The sequence below is a fragment of the Borreliella lanei genome (assembly GCF_014205895.1).
GTDB lineage: Bacteria > Spirochaetota > Spirochaetia > Borreliales > Borreliaceae > Borreliella > Borreliella lanei.
The window spans coordinates 411314-426567 of the sequence record NZ_JACHFC010000001.1 but is presented as its reverse complement, the minus strand read 5'-3'; the positions used below and the strand labels follow the sequence as shown (position 1 = coordinate 426567).

The window sequence follows — 15254 nt, the reverse complement described above, 5'->3', positions numbered from 1 at the left end:
ATTTTAAGTATTAATATTAAGAGTTAAGGTTTTTGTTTGATTGATATTCATTTTCTGTATTTTCATGTATGGGAAATTGAAACTCAATTTTATCGCAGTCATTACAATCATTTGAGAATGGATCATAAAAAACTATAATTTGGTTATTTTTAAAGTAATATTTATATCTTGGAAAGATTGTTGTGAATTTTTTTTCCAATTCTTTTGGACTGTGTTTTTCTTTAACATAAAAATCTTTAATTCTACTTTTTAGTTGTTCTTTTAATACGTTTATTAGAGAGTCTAGCTGATCTTTTGATATTATTTCTGAAATTTCTATTTTTTTGTTTCCTTTTAAGTTTAAAGAATAATATTTCCAGAAAGTGCTTGATTCTTTTTCTCTAAAAGATTCTTTGTATAAAATAGATGTAATGCCAATATTTTCATTTTTAAATATTGTAAAGCTGGAAAAATAAAAATATTCATTTTTTGAGTTTTTGGGTTTTGATATTTTATTTTCGATATCTTTTTTCCATTTTTTTATAAGATTTTCAAATTCAAAGTTTGTGTTTTCCATAAAAGGAATTTTTGCATCTATGTGGAGAATATTATTGTTTTTTAGTATTTCATTTTCTTTGATATTTTTAGTTTTAATTGCAAATTCAGAATTAACTTCACTTGAGACTGGCTTAGAGCATGATAGAATAGATATTATTGAAAGCAAAATGATTATTTTAGTTTTCACAATTTCTCCATTTTCTGTTGAATGTTTTTATTGTAATAAATAGTAATTTTTATTACAATAAAAATTAATTGTTTGTGTCCATAGCTCAGTTGGATAGAGCGTTAGATTGCGATTCTTAAGGTCGGAGGTTCAAGTCCTCTTGGACACGGAAAATTTGTTGTTAGTTTGGAGAGATGGCCGAGTGGCTTAAGGCGCACGCTTGGAAAGCGTGTATACAGTAAAATGTATCATGGGTTCGAATCCCATTCTCTCCGATTCCTAGGGCCCGTACTATCAAATATTGCTGAATCCCGTCAGGACTGGAAGGTAGCAGCGGTAAGCTATTTTTTTGATGAGTACGTAAGTCTTAGGTTTAATTTTAAGCCAAAATGTAATACTTTGCTTATGTTAAAATATGGATTTGTCTTTTTGAAACTTTCAATTTTATTATATTTTTTAGGAAGCTTTTCTTTGTTAGATATTTTTTATGTTTTATAAAATTCTTTGCTAATTCTTTTAAATAAATAGTCCTGAGATATAAATATGTTGTATATTATATATTTATTAGTGTTTTACTTATTAAAGCATAGGGAGGTAAAAAGTTAATGGCGTCTTCAAGAGGCACTGCTCTTAAGAAACGCCCCAGAGATTTCAACTCTCTTGAAGGGCAAGACTTTGTTGTTGAAACTCTAAAGCATTCTATAGAGAAAAATAAAATAGCCAATGCTTATATCTTTTCAGGGCCAAGAGGTGTTGGCAAAACTTCATCAGCCAGGGCTTTTGCCAGATGCTTAAATTGCAGGAATGGTCCAACAGTTATGCCATGTGGGGAGTGTAGCAATTGCAAATCTATTGAGAATGACAGCAGTCTTGATGTTGTTGAAATTGATGGTGCTTCAAACACTTCGGTCCAAGATATTAGACAAATTAAAGAAGAGATAATGTTTCCTCCTGCAATTTCTAAATATAGAATATATATTATTGATGAAGTTCATATGCTTTCCAATTCTGCTTTTAATGCTCTTTTAAAGACAATTGAAGAGCCTCCAAATTATATTGTTTTTATTTTTGCCACTACAGAGTCACACAAGCTTCCAGAGACAATAAAAAGCAGATGTCAGCATTTTAGTTTTAAACTTTTATCTTTAGAAAAGATTTATAATATGCTTAAGAAGGTTTGTTTAGAGGATCATATTAAATATGAAGATGAAGCTTTAAAATGGATTGCATATAAAAGTAGTGGTAGCGTAAGAGATGCCTATACCCTTTTTGATCAGATAGTTTCTTTTACTGATTCTAACATTAAATTAGATCAAATAAGATCCAAAATGGGCTTAACCAACGATGAATTTTTGGAAAAGTTGTCAGTTAGCATTCTTAGTGAAGATGTAAAAGAGTTAATTTGTGTTCTTGATTCTATTTTTTCATCTGGAGTGTCTTATGAGCAATTTCTTTTAGATTCAATCGAATTTTTTAGAGAGGCATTATTTTTAAAGATAGGTATTAAAAATTTTGAGTTTATTGGAATTAAATCTGAGGATTTTAGAAAGAAATTAATTGAGTTTGATTTGAACTATATTGAGAGAATTATTGTTGTTTTGCTTGAAACTTATAGAGATTTGCAATTTTCGGTTAATCCAAGATATGAACTTGAGATTAATTTTATTAAAATTTTAAGACTTAAAAATTATATTCCAAATCATGTTTTAATAAAGCAAATTCAAAATCTTGAAGACAATTTGTTAGAAAATATTGCTGTAGATTCAAACAATTTTAATGTTTTATCAAATGATAAGAGCGAAGATGATTTAGCTTTTATTCCAGCAAAATCTAGCTTAAAATGTGAATTTTCCGAAATTAAATCTTTAAAAAAAGAGGAAACTAATCATGATGAAAATTTGTCAATAAAAATTGATAAAAATATTTTAGAGACTAGTACCATTGACGAGATTGATGAGATTTTTATTGAAGATGATAATTCGAGCAATTCAAATGATTTTATTGATATAAGAGATAAATTTATTTATATTGTTTCAAGATATGTTCAAACTTTAGTTCATTCAGGAGAGGTTGCTATTGATGGCAATGTTCTTTATTATAAGGTGTTTAGTGAGTTTGAGTATAATGAGCTTCAAAATTATAAAGGCGAGATAAGATCTGAATTTTATAAAGAATTTCCCAATTTAAGCATTGTGTTTCAGAAAAATTTTAAAAACCCTGAAAAGGATTTTGAAAAATTAGAAACTGTAAAAAATATTTTTGGAGCAAGTGAAGTTTTGGAGGGATAAAAATATGGCAGTAAATCCGTTAGATTTTTTGAAAAATATGTCTAGTGTTAAGAATAATATTGACAATATTAAAAAGGAAATTTCTAAAATTACGGTTTGTGGTAAAGCTGGTAGCAATATTGTTACTATTGAGATGGATGGCGAATTTAATATTAAAAAAGTTTCAATTAATAAGGAATTTTTTGATGATTTAGACAATGATGCTTTTGAGCAAATGGTTAAATCTGCTTTAAATGATGCTGTTTCTAAGGTTAAAGAAGAGATAAAATTAAAAACCATGGGAGTTCTTCCTTTTGGAATGTAGTTTTTAATTTTATAAAAGTTATATTTTGATTTTTCAATATAATATTAAGCGTTTTGCAACTTGTAGTATTCCATATAAATTTAATTAATCAGATATAATTTTTGTATTGAATAAGTGTTTTTATTTATTCAATTATTTTTAAATACATGTCCTAAATTTAGGAGGATTTATGTCAATGTTATTGCAAAAAACTTTATGTATTATTAAGCCAGATGGAGTTAGAAGAGGCTTAATTGGTGATGTAGTTTCTAGATTTGAAAGAGTAGGTTTAAAGATGGTGGCTGCTAAAATGCTTATTGTTGATGAGAGTTTAGCAAAAAGACATTATTTATACGATGATATTGTCTTTAGACATAGTGAGGCGGTTTGGAATTCTTTAATTAAATTTATTTCAAATTCTCCTGTCTTTGCATTTGTTATTGAAGGGGTTGAAAGCATTGAGGTTGTTAGGAAGCTTTGTGGTGCTACTGAGCCAAAATTAGCTATTCCTGGAACAATAAGGGGAGATTTTTCTTATCATAGTTTTAAATATTCAAATGAAAAAGGTTTTTCAATTTACAATGTGATTCATGCATCTGCAAATGAGTTAGATGCGATTCGAGAAATACCAATTTGGTTTAAAGACAATGAAATTTTAAACTACAAAAGAGATGATGAATGTGAGCATTATTATTGTTAATTTTTATAAGGCTCTCTTCAAAGGAATAAGTTTTAAATTGCTTTTAATGCTAGTCTAAAATAAGAGCAATTTTTAAATTTTGTTTTTAGGAGAATTCTTATACAGAAGATTGTTCTTAGGGATGGTGTTTTGACCTTAATTTTATGCTTTACATTATAATTGATTATGTAAATAAATTTTGTTTGATAAAGTTTTTAATGTTATGTTGTTATGTTTAATGGATTGTTAATTAAAGTAGAAAAAATTTTTAGTTTTGTGAAAAATATTTATGAAAATACTTAGACTTTATTTATTATTTTTGTTTTTTTCTTGTACTTTCGATTATGATGAATATTCTAGTAGATCTGATGAGGCTAAAAAGTTTCCTTCAATACAAATATTAGGAATCAAGTATTATGATGTTGTATACAATAAGGAGCAAACCGTTTTAAATTCTTTAAGTTTCAGTTATTTTAATGACTATAAAATTTATAAGGCAGAGAATGGAAGGTTTTTATATCATTCGCTAGATAATGAAATTTCAGGGAAGTTTAATAATTTGGAGGGTTCTTATATTACAAAGGATTTGGATATGAGAGATTCTGTAGAATTTAAAATAGAAGATAAAAATAATTATTATTTGCTTAATTCAAATAGGCTTTTATGGAAGAATAAAGACAAGAAGTTGCAATCTCCTCCAAATGAGCTAGTATTAATTAGATTCAATGATAGCAAAATAAAAGGAAAAGGATTTTCTTATTTTTTAAAGAGCAATGTTTTTTATTTTGATTCTGGGGTTAAAGGAATCATGAATTGAAGGATTTAATTTTATTAATATGGATTTTTATTATTTTTATTAACAATATTCAAGCAACACAATTAGAATCCGGTCTTAAATCTGAAAGGCTTAAGGGAAGTGATGAGAAAAGCACTAATTTTACCTTTAAGTCAGATTTTGCACAAGGAATAGTGTCTTCTTTTTATAAAAAAATTGTTTTAAAAGGGAATTCAGAGGTTATTTCGTCAAGTTTTAAGCTTAGAGCAGATGAAATTGAAATTTATGGAGAAAATGGCTCTTATCTTGAAGCTAGAGGCAATGTTTTTTATGAAGATTATAAGAATAAGATGCATGTTAAGGCTCAGTTTTTGTTTTTTAATAGAAAATTGGATAATTTTTATCTTCAAAAAGGGGTTGAGCTTGAAGACTTAGAAAATAATATGCTTATTAAAGCGGAAAGGGTTGAAGGCAGCAATAAGGCTAATGTTTATATTATGCAATATTCTGTTAAAATATATAAGGACGATACTTTTGCAAGAGCTGAGAACGGGACTTATAATAAAGAAGAAAAAGAAATGCTTCTTGAGGGGGTTCCAGTAATTTACCAGAAAGACAACTATTATTCTGCTTCAAGGATAATTTTTAATACAAAAACTAACAGGTATAAACTTGAGGGAAGCGTTGAGGGAGAATTTACTCAAGTTGAGGACGATGTTTCTAAAGAAAAAAAATAAAATAAAAGAGATTAAGGAGAGTCTTAATCTTAATTCTATCAATAATGTTGTATTAAAAGCAGACAACATTATTAAGAAGTATGGTGAAAAGGTTGCTGTTAATGGCATTACGATTAACATTCATAAAGGCGAAGTTGTGGGGCTTCTTGGTCCAAATGGAGCTGGCAAAACAACAACATTTTATACTATTGTAGGCTTTATTAGGCCTAATTCAGGCAAAGTTTTAATAAATGATTATAACATTTCATCTCTTAATATGTATGAGCGCGCACGAATAGGAATTGTATATCTTCCCCAAGATGCTTCAATTTTTAGAGAACTTACAGTTGAAGAGAATATTATGGTTGCTTTAGAGAGAAGAGAGGATCTATCTAATGCTGAGCGCAAGATAGAGCTTGTGAATTTGCTTAAAGAATTTGAGATAAAAAGAATACAAAGCCAAAAAGCTTATACTCTTTCTGGTGGAGAGAGAAGGCGAGCAGAGATAGCAAGAGCTTTGGCTGTAAATCCCTATTTTTTACTCTTAGATGAACCTTTTGCCGGTATTGATCCTATTGCGATTGGAGATATAAAGAATATAATAAAAATTTTAAAAGATAGAAATATAGGGGTTCTTATTACTGATCACAATGTAAGAGATGCTTTTGATATAATCGATAGAGCTTATATTGTTTATCAGGGGCAAGTGCTTGATGAAGGTGATGTTGATTATATAATAAGGAGCGAGAAAGCCAAAAAGCTTTATTTAGGAGAAGAATTTAGATTATGAAAACAATAGATCATGAACTTTATTATGAATTTAGGATAGCCGATGATGTTAAAATGATTTATACTAAAAGACCTTTTAATCTAAATTTAAAAGAACTTAGTAATGATAATTTAAACTTTGTTCCTAAGTCTAAGAAAATAAAATATTTAAAGCAATTGCATACAGATATTATTCATAAAGTTGAAGATGATTTTATTAATTTTCAAGAAGGAGATGGTCTTATATCTAGTTCTTTAGATGTAGCTCTTGTTGCTTACTTTGCAGATTGTCTTCCAATATACTTTTATGATTCGGTGAAAAAAATTATAGGACTTATTCACAGTGGATATAAAGGAAGCTTTAATTTGATTATTTTAAAAATGTTGTTTATGTTTGAAAAAATGGGATCAACTTTTAAGGATTTGAAAATTGTTTTTGGGCCTTATAACAGATCTTGCTGTTATGAGGTTTCTGAAATTTTCTTAAAAGAAGTAAGTAATAAATTTAGCAAAGGATTGTTAAATGCTTCTTTTATCACAAGAGATGGTAAAATATATTTTGACAATGCTAGCTTTAATTTAAATTTACTTTCTAGTTTTAATTTAAATGTTTATAATTCAAAGCTTTGTACGTATTGTTTGAAAAATCTTTATTCTTATAGAAGATTAAGAGAAAGTCAAAGTTATGCTTTAATTTGGAGAATTTAATGTGAACGTAAGAGATTTGTCTTTTAAGCTTAATTTAATTTTTGATATAAATAAGTATGAGCATGTTGATAAAAATTTAAACGGACTTCAAGTAGGAAATCTTAATGCCAAGGTTAACAAGGTTGCCTTTGCTGTTGACGCCAGCTTTTCAACTTTAAAAGAAGCAAAAGGAAATGATTTTTTAATTACCCATCACGGTATTTTTTGGTCAAAAAAAGATCGCATTGTTTCTAATATGTATGATAAAACGAAATTTTTGATTGAAAATAATTTAGCTCTTTATTCGGTGCACTTACCTATGGACGCTCATTCTGTTTATTCGCACAGCAAAGTGTTCTCAGATTTTTTGGGATTAAAAAATCCTTTTGCTTTTGCAAATTATGGGGGGTTTGATTTAGGAATTATTGCTGATTCTGTTTTTAGCTTTTCTGAAATTTTAGAAAAAATCAAAAAGGAAAATAAACATATTCTTTTTTCGAAAAAGTTCAAAGAATCGGTGAATAAGGTTGCAATTGTTAGTGGTTCTGGATACTCTTTTTTTGAAGAAGCTTTATGTCATGATGTAGATTTGTTTATAACCGGTGACACTTCTCATCAGATATATTCTTTGGCAGAAGAATTCGGTGTGAACTTGATTTTTGCAGGTCATTATTTTACTGAAACTTTTGGTTTAATTAAATTAATGGAAGATTTCAAAATTCAAGAAGATTTAGAGGTTAAATTTATTTGTAAAGATACTAATTTATAAGGATTTTTGTATGGGCGCTAAAAGTAAGCAATATTTCAATATTTTTGTATTTATTATTAGTTTAATTTTTTTTGATCAACTTTCTAAGTATTTGGTTGTAAAGTATGTCAAATTGGGTTCAATATATTTTTCCTTTTTTGATGATTTTTTTAGGATAATACATGTAAGAAACACGGGCATTTTATTTTCTCTGGGTTCCAATATCCATTATAGCTTGAAAAAAATTTTTTTTCTTGCAATGCCTATTTTCATTTTAATATTTGTTTTTTATCTTTCTTTGAAAGAAAGAAATTGTATTGCTAGAATTTCACTTTTATTAATTTTTTCAGGAGGAGTTGGAAATGTTATTGATAGATTGTTTAGACCTTCTGGGGTTGTAGATTTTTTAGATTTGAAATTTTATGGAATTTTTGGACTTGATAGATGGCCTACTTTTAATTTTGCAGATAGCTATGTTGTTATAGGTATGATTTTATTTTTGGTTTATGATTTTTTTATAAAAAGAAAAGCGCTTAATAAATGAAGATTTTGGGTTTTATTTTATGCATGTTAATGAACTTATTTTTAATGTTTTTAGTTTTCTTTTTAGAGTTTTTTTTAGTTGTTAAATTTAGCATTATTGTAAAGCCCTATTTGCAATTTATATTGATTTTTATGATGATTGTTTTTGCTGTTTTTGTGGGGTATTTTGTGTCAATTTTTATTGTAAGAAGTTTGCTTATTAAGTTGTTTGAACTAGATCAATAAAAAGAGAGGCTTTGTGTCTTTAAGGGTTTTAATTACTGGCGAGGTTGTTGGCAAAGCTGGGATTATTGTTATAAAATCTTTTTTATCATCCTTTAAGGTTGAAAAAAAGATTGATTTTGTAATATCTGGTAATAATTTTACTACAGGTTTAAGAGGTCTTGGCAAGAGGCATGCCTTTTTATTAAAAAAGTATGGAATTGATGTTTTGACTTTAGGTGAAAATGCTTTTGCAAGGCCTGATTTGTCCGGCGATTTTGATAAATATAGTTTTATTTTAAAGCCTTTAAATTGTCCTGCAAAATTAAAAGGATATTCTTATTTTATTTATAATATTAATGGAAAAAAATTGGCTGTGATTAGAATTGTAGGTCAAACAGGAATAACTAAATATAAATTTAATCATCCTTTTTATAGTTTTGATTTTTTTTATCAAAGAATCAAAATGCAAACAAATAATATTATTGTTCTTTTTGATTCAAATACTACAGCTGAAGTTAATGCTTTGTTTTTTTATCTAAAATCAAGAGTTAGTGCTTGTCTTGGAACGGGGAAAAGGATTTTAACAGCTGATTTGAGAATTTTAGATAATACTGCCATTATAACTGATTTGGGTAGAGTTGGGAGCCTGGACAGTGTTATTGGATATTCTCCTAATTTCGAGGTGGATAAATTTTTGAAAGGATTTTTAAATCAGAGATTTAATGAATCTTGGGAAGGCCTTGGTTTTAATGGCGTTTTAATTGATATCGATGAGAATGGTCATTCTTTTTCTGTAGAGACTATTAGGGAATATATAGACTGTAAATCAAGTTTAAAAGATGTGGATATTGTTTGATATTTATATCTTCAGATATTCTTTAAATTTTAATAATCTTATCTGTATGATTTAATTTTATTAAGTTTTTATATATAGGAGGATGGATTATGCATAGTTATATTGTAGAAGGCGGTTATAAAATAGGTGGTCAAATTACAGCTAGTGGGAATAAGAACGCTGCTTTGCCTTGTATTTTGGCCACTTTGCTTACCGATGAAGAGGTTGTTTTAGAAAATATTCCTAATATTAATGATGTAAAAGTTGTTTTAGATATTTTAAGTGATATAGGAGCAGATATTGTAAGAGAAGGAAATACTTTAAAAATCAAAGTTTTAAATATTGTAAAAACAGAAATAGATTCCTCTCTTACGGATTTAATTAGGGCTTCCATACTTTTATTAGGACCCTTTGTTTCTAGATTTGGAAAAATAGATATGGCGCTTCCAGGAGGAGATGTGATTGGAAAGAGGCGCCTTGATACTCATTTTTACGGGCTTTGTAAGCTGGGAGCCAAGTTAAGCACAAAAGACGGAAGGATTGTTTTAGAGGCTAAAAAGCTTATTGGAGCTGAAATGTTTTTAGATGAAGCTTCTGTTACAGCCACAGAAAATATCGTTATGGCTTCAGTTCTTGCTGACGGAAATACTGTTATTATGAACGCTGCTTGTGAGCCACATGTTCAAGATTTATGTAATATGTTAAATTCAATGGGTGCTAATATTTTAGGAATTGGCTCAAATGTTTTAGAAATAAAGGGTGTAAAAAAATTAAGTGGAACCGTATTTAGAATAGGAGCCGATTTTATGCAGGTTGGTTCTTTAATTAGCCTTGCTGCATTAACAGGGGGTGAGCTGGAAATTAAAAAAGCAGATCCTAGGCATTTCAGATTAATTAGGCATGTATATTCGAGGCTTGGCATTAATTTTGAATATGACAGGGAAAATGTATATATAAGAGATAAACAAGAATTAAAAGTTAATTTAGATTTTGGTGGGCACATTCCAAAAATCGATGATGGTCCATGGCCAGCCTTTCCAACAGATCTTATGAGTATTATTATAGTCACTGCAACTCAAGTAGAAGGCACAGTTTTGGTTTTTGAGAAGATGTTTGAATCTAGGATGTTTTTTGTAGACAAATTAATAAAAATGGGTGCTCGAATTGTGCTTTGTGATCCACATCGTGTAGTGGTTACGGGTAAATCTTCTCTTAAGGGTAATGTTTTATCTTCTCCAGATGTGCGGGCGGGAATGTCTCTTCTTATTGCTGCTTTTGTTGCGGAAGGTCGCAGTGAGATTCAAAATGTTTATCAAATTGAAAGAGGATACGAAGATGTGGTTAGCAAATTAATTAATTTGGGTGCAAAAATCAAGAAAGTTAAAAGTCAATAGCTTGGTGTTGAGTTTTATTATGTGTATGATTTATTGAAGATGTTTTAAAGAGAAGATAAAAATAAAGTATTAAGAGGTTGAATTATGCATGAAAATATATTACATTAATTTTTATTGTTGGGATTTTTTATAATTTTATTTAGTTCGGCTGTAATTTGAAGTATTATTAGGGTTTTAGTATTTTTATCTAATCTATTAATTTTTTTATTATATATTTTAAAAATATTGATAAAAATTTGCAGAGAGGTATTTATGATTTTGAATTTTTGTTTTTATAATATTAATTATTCTTTTAAATAAAGTGTTTATTGCTCTGCTTTAATTCGCAAGAATGGTTTTAATTTTATTAATTACTGTTTATTTGTAATTAACATCAGAATTATTAAATTTTTGCTATTTATTATATTTGGTTATGATTTTTTAGTGTGGCAGGTTAATAGATTTTATTTGTATTTTGACCATTTAATGCATAACATGTTGACTACTAATTGTTTTGACGTTGTATATTAATGTTTAATTTTTGAAATTAGATATTAAATACTTGTTTATTACTGATGAATAAATTTGAGTTTAGATTTCTAATAAAAAATATTTTAGATGGGGATAAAATTTTATGTCTACAGATAAGAGCAAGACTAGGGAATTAATATTAAATGGCAATTTATATAAGGTTCTTTTTTTAATAAGCTTTCCTATTGTTATAACCAATGTTATTCAAGCTTTTTATGATCTTACCGATATGTTTTATGTTGGCAAGCTTGGAGCCATGCCTTTGTCAGCGCTTTCACTTGCTGGTCCTGTAAATTTTTTTATTATGGCTATTGCTATGGGAATGGCTACAGGAAGCATTTCTTTGATGTCAAAATGTATAGGAGAGGGAAATTTTTCTCGTTTTTCAAGGTATGCAGGGCAACTTATTGTTTTAAACTTTGCTTTATCCTTATTTGTTACTATTTGTGCTTTTTTTTTTATTGAGCATCTTTTAGATTTGTTAGGCGTAAAGGGGGAGCTTAAAGAACTCTCAAGAGTTTATTTTTATGTGACAATTTTTGGAATCCCTATTATGTTTTTAAGTATTTCAATTACATATATTTTAAATGCTCAAGGAGAAACCATCCTTTCAATGATAATAGTTATATTTGCCAATATTGTTAATTTTATTCTTGATCCAATTTTAATATTTAGTTTTAATATGGGTATTGCTGGAGCTGCTTGGGCCACTTTATTTTCAAAATTGTTAACCGTTGCTTTTTATTTATTTTTGACTTACAGGTTAAATTATGGATTTAAAATTTATTTGAAGGATTTAGTGATAGATATAAGATCCATTAAAGAAATTGTTAACCTGGGATTACCTTCAACTTTTGGGCAAATAATGGTTTCATTTTCTTTTTTTATTTTCAATTATATAGTTATTGATATTAGTCCGAAATTTTTGGCGGCGTATGGACTTACAAATACCATTATTTCTTTTTTATTTCTTCCTGCTATGGGAATTGGTACCGGAATTATTTCAATTGTTGGTCAAAATCTTGGTGCTAAGAAAATCAATAGGGTGGGAGAAGTTTTGAAAAAAGGGTTTTTTATTTCTTTAGCAATTTTATTGGTAATAAATTCGATTGTTATTTTTAATAAACAGCTTATACTAAGGTTGTTTACAAATGATTTAGAAGTTTTAAATTATGCTAATAATTATTTATTGTTAACAACTATTGGTACTTTTGGATATGGACTCCAACAAGTATTTTTTGGGGGACTTATTGGGTCTGGTAGGACAAAAATTGCAATGATTGTTATTTTTATTAGATTGTGGCTTATTCGTCTCCCAGTAGTTTTTATTTTTCAATATTTTGGCATAATTGAAAATTCTTTAGGTTATGCTTTTATAATTTCAAATTATTTAGCAATTGTAATTTTAATTGCTTTTACTTGTACTCGTTATTGGGCTAAGCCCATTTTAATTAAAAAATACAAATAGTAATTAAGATTTATTTATATTTGCATTTTACCAAAAGAAATGGTTGATGTATTTTTGATAAATTTAATGTTTTTGGTCTTATATGTAGATTTTAGATTCTTTGTTAATCTATTTTTAAGTGTAGTTGTTTGTTTGCAATAAAGCTTATTTAAGTAGAATTAATTTTAATAATTTTAGTTTTAAATCGTTTCTCTTTGTTATTGTTTTTCAAAAATATATAATGTGTTTTTTCTTTTAGTGTTGATTTTAGTTTTTAAATGAAAAGTTTTTGTTTCAAGCCCATTAAGCTTTTCTCTAATTAATTCACCTGTTTTGCTGCCTTCTTTAAAAATTGCCAATGAATTTGCATTTATATCTTCTGCGCTTTTATTTTTAAGAGTAATTATTAGATTGTTTTTGCTGTCGGATTTGTAGTTTACTATTTCCACTTTTTTGTTAGTTTTTATAGTGCTAATAAGATAGGTAATTTCTTTTGCATGTTCTTTTGATTTTATTGTGCTTGTTTTCATGCAAGACATAAAAGCAATTGAAATGCCATGAATTGCAAGTATTGATAGTAATTTAAGCTTAAATTTTTGAGCTTTCATCATTTTTATTATATTTTTTTATTGGGGGAGTGTTAACCTTTTTGATAAAATAAAGGTGTTTGCTCAATTTTAAATAGTTGCTAGATTTAAAGAAGTATTTACTATTGTTTTGAATTTTATGTTTTTGAATGTATTAGTTGAGCATTGTTTATTTTAAGTGGTTGCTTTTAAAACTTTATTTTTAAGAATTATGTGCTTTTCTTTAATTAATATAAAGTTTATGTTAGTTTTTGATGATATATTATTATGTGTGGTGAATTGAGTTTAAAAGTTTAAGCGTATTGACTATATTTTATAAAATGTGTAGAATTTTAAAGCTATTAAAATTTTTTAGAAAAACACGTGTAGTGCGGGTCAATTTCTAAGAAATTGATTTTTTATTTTTTTGATTATTTGTAGCTATTTTCTTATTTTGGTAAGAATTAATTTGTTAAAAATTTTTTAAAGAGATTAAATGTAAGTAGCTATTTAGAATGTGAAATTTAGGAGGTTAATCATGGCAAAAGAAGTTTTTCAAAGAACAAAGCCGCACATGAATGTTGGAACAATAGGTCATGTTGATCATGGTAAAACAACGTTAACAGCGGCTATTAGTATTTATTGTTCAAAATTAAATAAAGATGCAAAAGCGTTAAAGTATGAAGATATTGATAATGCACCTGAGGAGAAAGCAAGAGGGATAACAATTAATGCTAGGCATATTGAGTATGAAACAGCTAATAGACATTATGCTCATGTAGATTGTCCGGGCCATGCTGATTATATAAAAAATATGATTACAGGAGCAGCTCAAATGGATGCAGCGATACTTTTAGTTGCTGCTGATAGTGGTGCTGAGCCTCAAACAAAAGAGCATTTGCTTCTTGCTCAAAGAATGGGAATAAAGAAAATAATAGTTTTTTTAAATAAATTAGACTTGGCAGATCCTGAACTTGTTGAACTTGTTGAAGTTGAAGTTTTAGAACTTGTTGAAAAATATGGCTTTTCAGCTGATACTCCAATAATCAAAGGCTCAGCTTTTGGGGCCATGTCAAATCCAGAAGATCCTGAAGCTACAAAATGCGTTAAAGAACTTCTTGAATCTATGGATAATTATTTTGATCTTCCAGAAAGAGATATTGACAAACCATTTTTGCTTGCTGTTGAAGATGTATTTTCTATTTCAGGAAGAGGTACTGTTGCTACTGGGCGTATTGAAAGAGGTATTATTAAGGTTGGTCAAGAAGTTGAAATAGTTGGTATTAAGGAAACTAGAAAAACCACTGTTACTGGTGTTGAAATGTTCCAGAAGATTCTTGAGCAAGGTCAAGCGGGGGATAATGTTGGCCTTCTTTTAAGAGGAGTTGATAAAAAGGATATTGAGAGAGGACAAGTTTTGTCAGCTCCAGGTACAATTACTCCACACAAGAAGTTTAAAGCTTCAATTTATTGTTTGACTAAAGAAGAAGGCGGTAGGCACAAGCCATTTTTCCCAGGGTATAGACCACAGTTCTTTTTTAGAACAACCGATGTTACTGGAGTTGTTGCTTTAGAAGGTAAAGAAATGGTTATGCCTGGTGATAATGTTGATATTATTGTTGAGCTGATCTCTTCAATAGCTATGGATAAGAATGTAGAATTTGCTGTTCGAGAAGGTGGAAGAACTGTTGCTTCAGGAAGAATCCTTGAGATATTGGAATAGGTTAAGACTTTTAAGGATATATTTAATACTCTCTAAAGTTTAGGAGAATAATTTGATTGCTAAAGATAAGATACGCGTAAGATTATTTAGTTTTGATGTTAAAATATTAGACCAGAGTGCCGAATCTATTGTTAAAGCTGTTCAGAAGGCTAAGGCTCAGATTAAGGGTCCAATCCCTTTGCCGACAAAAATAAAAAAATATACTGTTTTACGTTCTCCTCATGTCAATAAAAAATCAAGAGAGCAATTTGAGATGAGAACTCATAAAAGGCTTATTGATATCTTAGAGCCCACTTCTGCCTTAATGGATTCTTTAATGAAATTAGAGCTTCCAGCAGGTGTTGAGGTGGATATTAAACAGTAAATGATATTTTAAGTATATTAA

General features: G+C 28.4%; 17 protein-coding genes, 2 tRNA genes and 1 other RNA gene. 18 read left to right on the top strand and 2 right to left on the bottom strand.

The features are described 5' to 3' along the window. Nucleotides 1–16: 16 nt before the first annotated feature. Nucleotides 17–724, bottom strand: a complete 708-nt coding sequence (locus HNQ06_RS01990; protein ID WP_184107285.1) for a hypothetical protein — start codon at nt 722–724, stop codon at nt 17–19. A 74-nt stretch (nt 725–798) separates the two neighbouring features. On the opposite strand from HNQ06_RS01990, the gene HNQ06_RS01985 reads away from it, so the two are divergent. The 16 genes from HNQ06_RS01985 (at nt 799) to HNQ06_RS01910 (ending at nt 12601) form a co-directional block, all read left to right on the top strand. Further along, nucleotides 799–872 (top strand) — tRNA-Arg (locus tag HNQ06_RS01985). Nucleotides 873–891: 19 nt separating this feature from the next. Beyond that, a tRNA-Ser gene (locus HNQ06_RS01980) sits at nt 892–978 on the top strand. 3 nt (nt 979–981) lie between these two features. Further along, an RNA gene (ffs, locus tag HNQ06_RS01975) (signal recognition particle sRNA small type) lies at nt 982–1078 on the top strand. A gap of 230 nt (nt 1079–1308) precedes the next feature. Further along, entirely contained in the window at nt 1309–2991 is a 1683-nt protein-coding gene (gene dnaX / locus HNQ06_RS01970) for a DNA polymerase III subunit gamma/tau (protein ID WP_184107284.1), read from the top strand. Between the two features lie 4 nt (nt 2992–2995). Further along, on the top strand, nt 2996–3295 hold the full coding sequence (gene efbC, locus HNQ06_RS01965) for a nucleoid-associated protein EbfC (protein ID WP_184107283.1): 300 nt from the start codon (nt 2996–2998) through the stop codon (nt 3293–3295). Nucleotides 3296–3464: 169 nt separating this feature from the next. Continuing rightward, on the top strand, nt 3465–3974 hold the full coding sequence (locus tag HNQ06_RS01960) for a nucleoside-diphosphate kinase (protein ID WP_184107282.1): 510 nt from the start codon (nt 3465–3467) through the stop codon (nt 3972–3974). Nucleotides 3975–4242: 268 nt separating this feature from the next. Next, on the top strand, nt 4243–4770 hold the full coding sequence (locus HNQ06_RS01955) for a hypothetical protein (RefSeq protein ID WP_184107281.1): 528 nt from the start codon (nt 4243–4245) through the stop codon (nt 4768–4770). Next, nucleotides 4767–5465: an LptA/OstA family protein gene (locus HNQ06_RS01950; protein ID WP_184107280.1), complete on the top strand. Its 699-nt coding sequence runs from the start codon at nt 4767–4769 to the stop codon at nt 5463–5465. Before HNQ06_RS01955 ends, HNQ06_RS01950 begins: the two co-directional genes overlap by 4 nt. Beyond that, on the top strand, nt 5443–6234 hold the full coding sequence (gene lptB, locus HNQ06_RS01945; protein ID WP_184107333.1) for an LPS export ABC transporter ATP-binding protein: 792 nt from the start codon (nt 5443–5445) through the stop codon (nt 6232–6234). Before HNQ06_RS01950 ends, lptB begins: the two co-directional genes overlap by 23 nt. Beyond that, nucleotides 6231–6920, top strand: a complete 690-nt coding sequence (gene pgeF, locus HNQ06_RS01940) for a peptidoglycan editing factor PgeF (protein WP_184107279.1) — start codon at nt 6231–6233, stop codon at nt 6918–6920. Before lptB ends, pgeF begins: the two co-directional genes overlap by 4 nt. Nucleotide 6921: 1 nt before the next feature. Beyond that, nucleotides 6922–7668: a Nif3-like dinuclear metal center hexameric protein gene (locus HNQ06_RS01935; RefSeq protein ID WP_184107278.1), complete on the top strand. Its 747-nt coding sequence runs from the start codon at nt 6922–6924 to the stop codon at nt 7666–7668. A 10-nt stretch (nt 7669–7678) separates the two neighbouring features. Continuing rightward, nucleotides 7679–8191, top strand: a complete 513-nt coding sequence (gene lspA, locus HNQ06_RS01930) for a signal peptidase II (protein WP_184107277.1) — start codon at nt 7679–7681, stop codon at nt 8189–8191. 44 nt (nt 8192–8235) lie between these two features. Further along, entirely contained in the window at nt 8236–8415 is a 180-nt protein-coding gene (locus HNQ06_RS05825) for a hypothetical protein (protein WP_184107332.1), read from the top strand. A gap of 13 nt (nt 8416–8428) precedes the next feature. Further along, nucleotides 8429–9250: a TIGR00282 family metallophosphoesterase gene (locus HNQ06_RS01920; protein WP_184107276.1), complete on the top strand. Its 822-nt coding sequence runs from the start codon at nt 8429–8431 to the stop codon at nt 9248–9250. A gap of 89 nt (nt 9251–9339) precedes the next feature. Beyond that, nucleotides 9340–10623 carry a UDP-N-acetylglucosamine 1-carboxyvinyltransferase gene (gene murA, locus HNQ06_RS01915; protein WP_184107275.1) on the top strand — a complete coding sequence of 428 codons (1284 nt, stop codon included), beginning with the start codon at nt 9340–9342 and terminating at the stop codon, nt 10621–10623. Between the two features lie 613 nt (nt 10624–11236). Next, complete coding sequence (locus tag HNQ06_RS01910) at nt 11237–12601, top strand: MATE family efflux transporter (protein WP_184107274.1); 1365 nt, start codon at nt 11237–11239, stop codon at nt 12599–12601. A 197-nt stretch (nt 12602–12798) separates the two neighbouring features. Here HNQ06_RS01910 and HNQ06_RS01905 read toward each other — a convergent pair whose 3' ends face one another. Continuing rightward, nucleotides 12799–13188 carry a hypothetical protein gene (locus HNQ06_RS01905; protein ID WP_184107273.1) on the bottom strand — a complete coding sequence of 130 codons (390 nt, stop codon included), beginning with the start codon at nt 13186–13188 and terminating at the stop codon, nt 12799–12801. A 496-nt stretch (nt 13189–13684) separates the two neighbouring features. Between HNQ06_RS01905 and tuf the strand changes: the two genes are divergently transcribed. Together tuf and rpsJ are read left to right on the top strand one after the other, a co-directional pair. Continuing rightward, the gene (tuf, locus tag HNQ06_RS01900) at nt 13685–14869 is read left to right on the top strand and encodes an elongation factor Tu (RefSeq protein WP_184107272.1); all 1185 of its coding nucleotides are present in this window, start codon (nt 13685–13687) and stop codon (nt 14867–14869) included. Between the two features lie 52 nt (nt 14870–14921). After that, nucleotides 14922–15233 (top strand): 30S ribosomal protein S10, encoded by a 312-nt coding sequence (rpsJ, locus tag HNQ06_RS01895; protein ID WP_002557068.1) that lies wholly within the window; start codon nt 14922–14924, stop codon nt 15231–15233. Nucleotides 15234–15254 lie beyond the last annotated feature (21 nt).

Coding starts and splice junctions, on each gene's coding strand:
- pgeF (WP_184107279.1), top strand. CDS start 6,231: ATGAAAACAATAGATCATGAACTTTATTATGAATTTAGGATAGCCGAT.
- lspA (WP_184107277.1), top strand. CDS start 7,679: ATGGGCGCTAAAAGTAAGCAATATTTCAATATTTTTGTATTTATTATT.
- HNQ06_RS01905 (WP_184107273.1), bottom strand. CDS start 13,188: ATGAAAGCTCAAAAATTTAAGCTTAAATTACTATCAATACTTGCAATT.
- HNQ06_RS01960 (WP_184107282.1), top strand. CDS start 3,465: ATGTCAATGTTATTGCAAAAAACTTTATGTATTATTAAGCCAGATGGA.
- dnaX (WP_184107284.1), top strand. CDS start 1,309: ATGGCGTCTTCAAGAGGCACTGCTCTTAAGAAACGCCCCAGAGATTTC.
- HNQ06_RS01955 (WP_184107281.1), top strand. CDS start 4,243: ATGAAAATACTTAGACTTTATTTATTATTTTTGTTTTTTTCTTGTACT.
- murA (WP_184107275.1), top strand. CDS start 9,340: ATGCATAGTTATATTGTAGAAGGCGGTTATAAAATAGGTGGTCAAATT.
- HNQ06_RS05825 (WP_184107332.1), top strand. CDS start 8,236: ATGTTTTTAGTTTTCTTTTTAGAGTTTTTTTTAGTTGTTAAATTTAGC.
- tuf (WP_184107272.1), top strand. CDS start 13,685: ATGGCAAAAGAAGTTTTTCAAAGAACAAAGCCGCACATGAATGTTGGA.
- lptB (WP_184107333.1), top strand. CDS start 5,443: ATGTTTCTAAAGAAAAAAAATAAAATAAAAGAGATTAAGGAGAGTCTT.
- HNQ06_RS01910 (WP_184107274.1), top strand. CDS start 11,237: ATGTCTACAGATAAGAGCAAGACTAGGGAATTAATATTAAATGGCAAT.
- efbC (WP_184107283.1), top strand. CDS start 2,996: ATGGCAGTAAATCCGTTAGATTTTTTGAAAAATATGTCTAGTGTTAAG.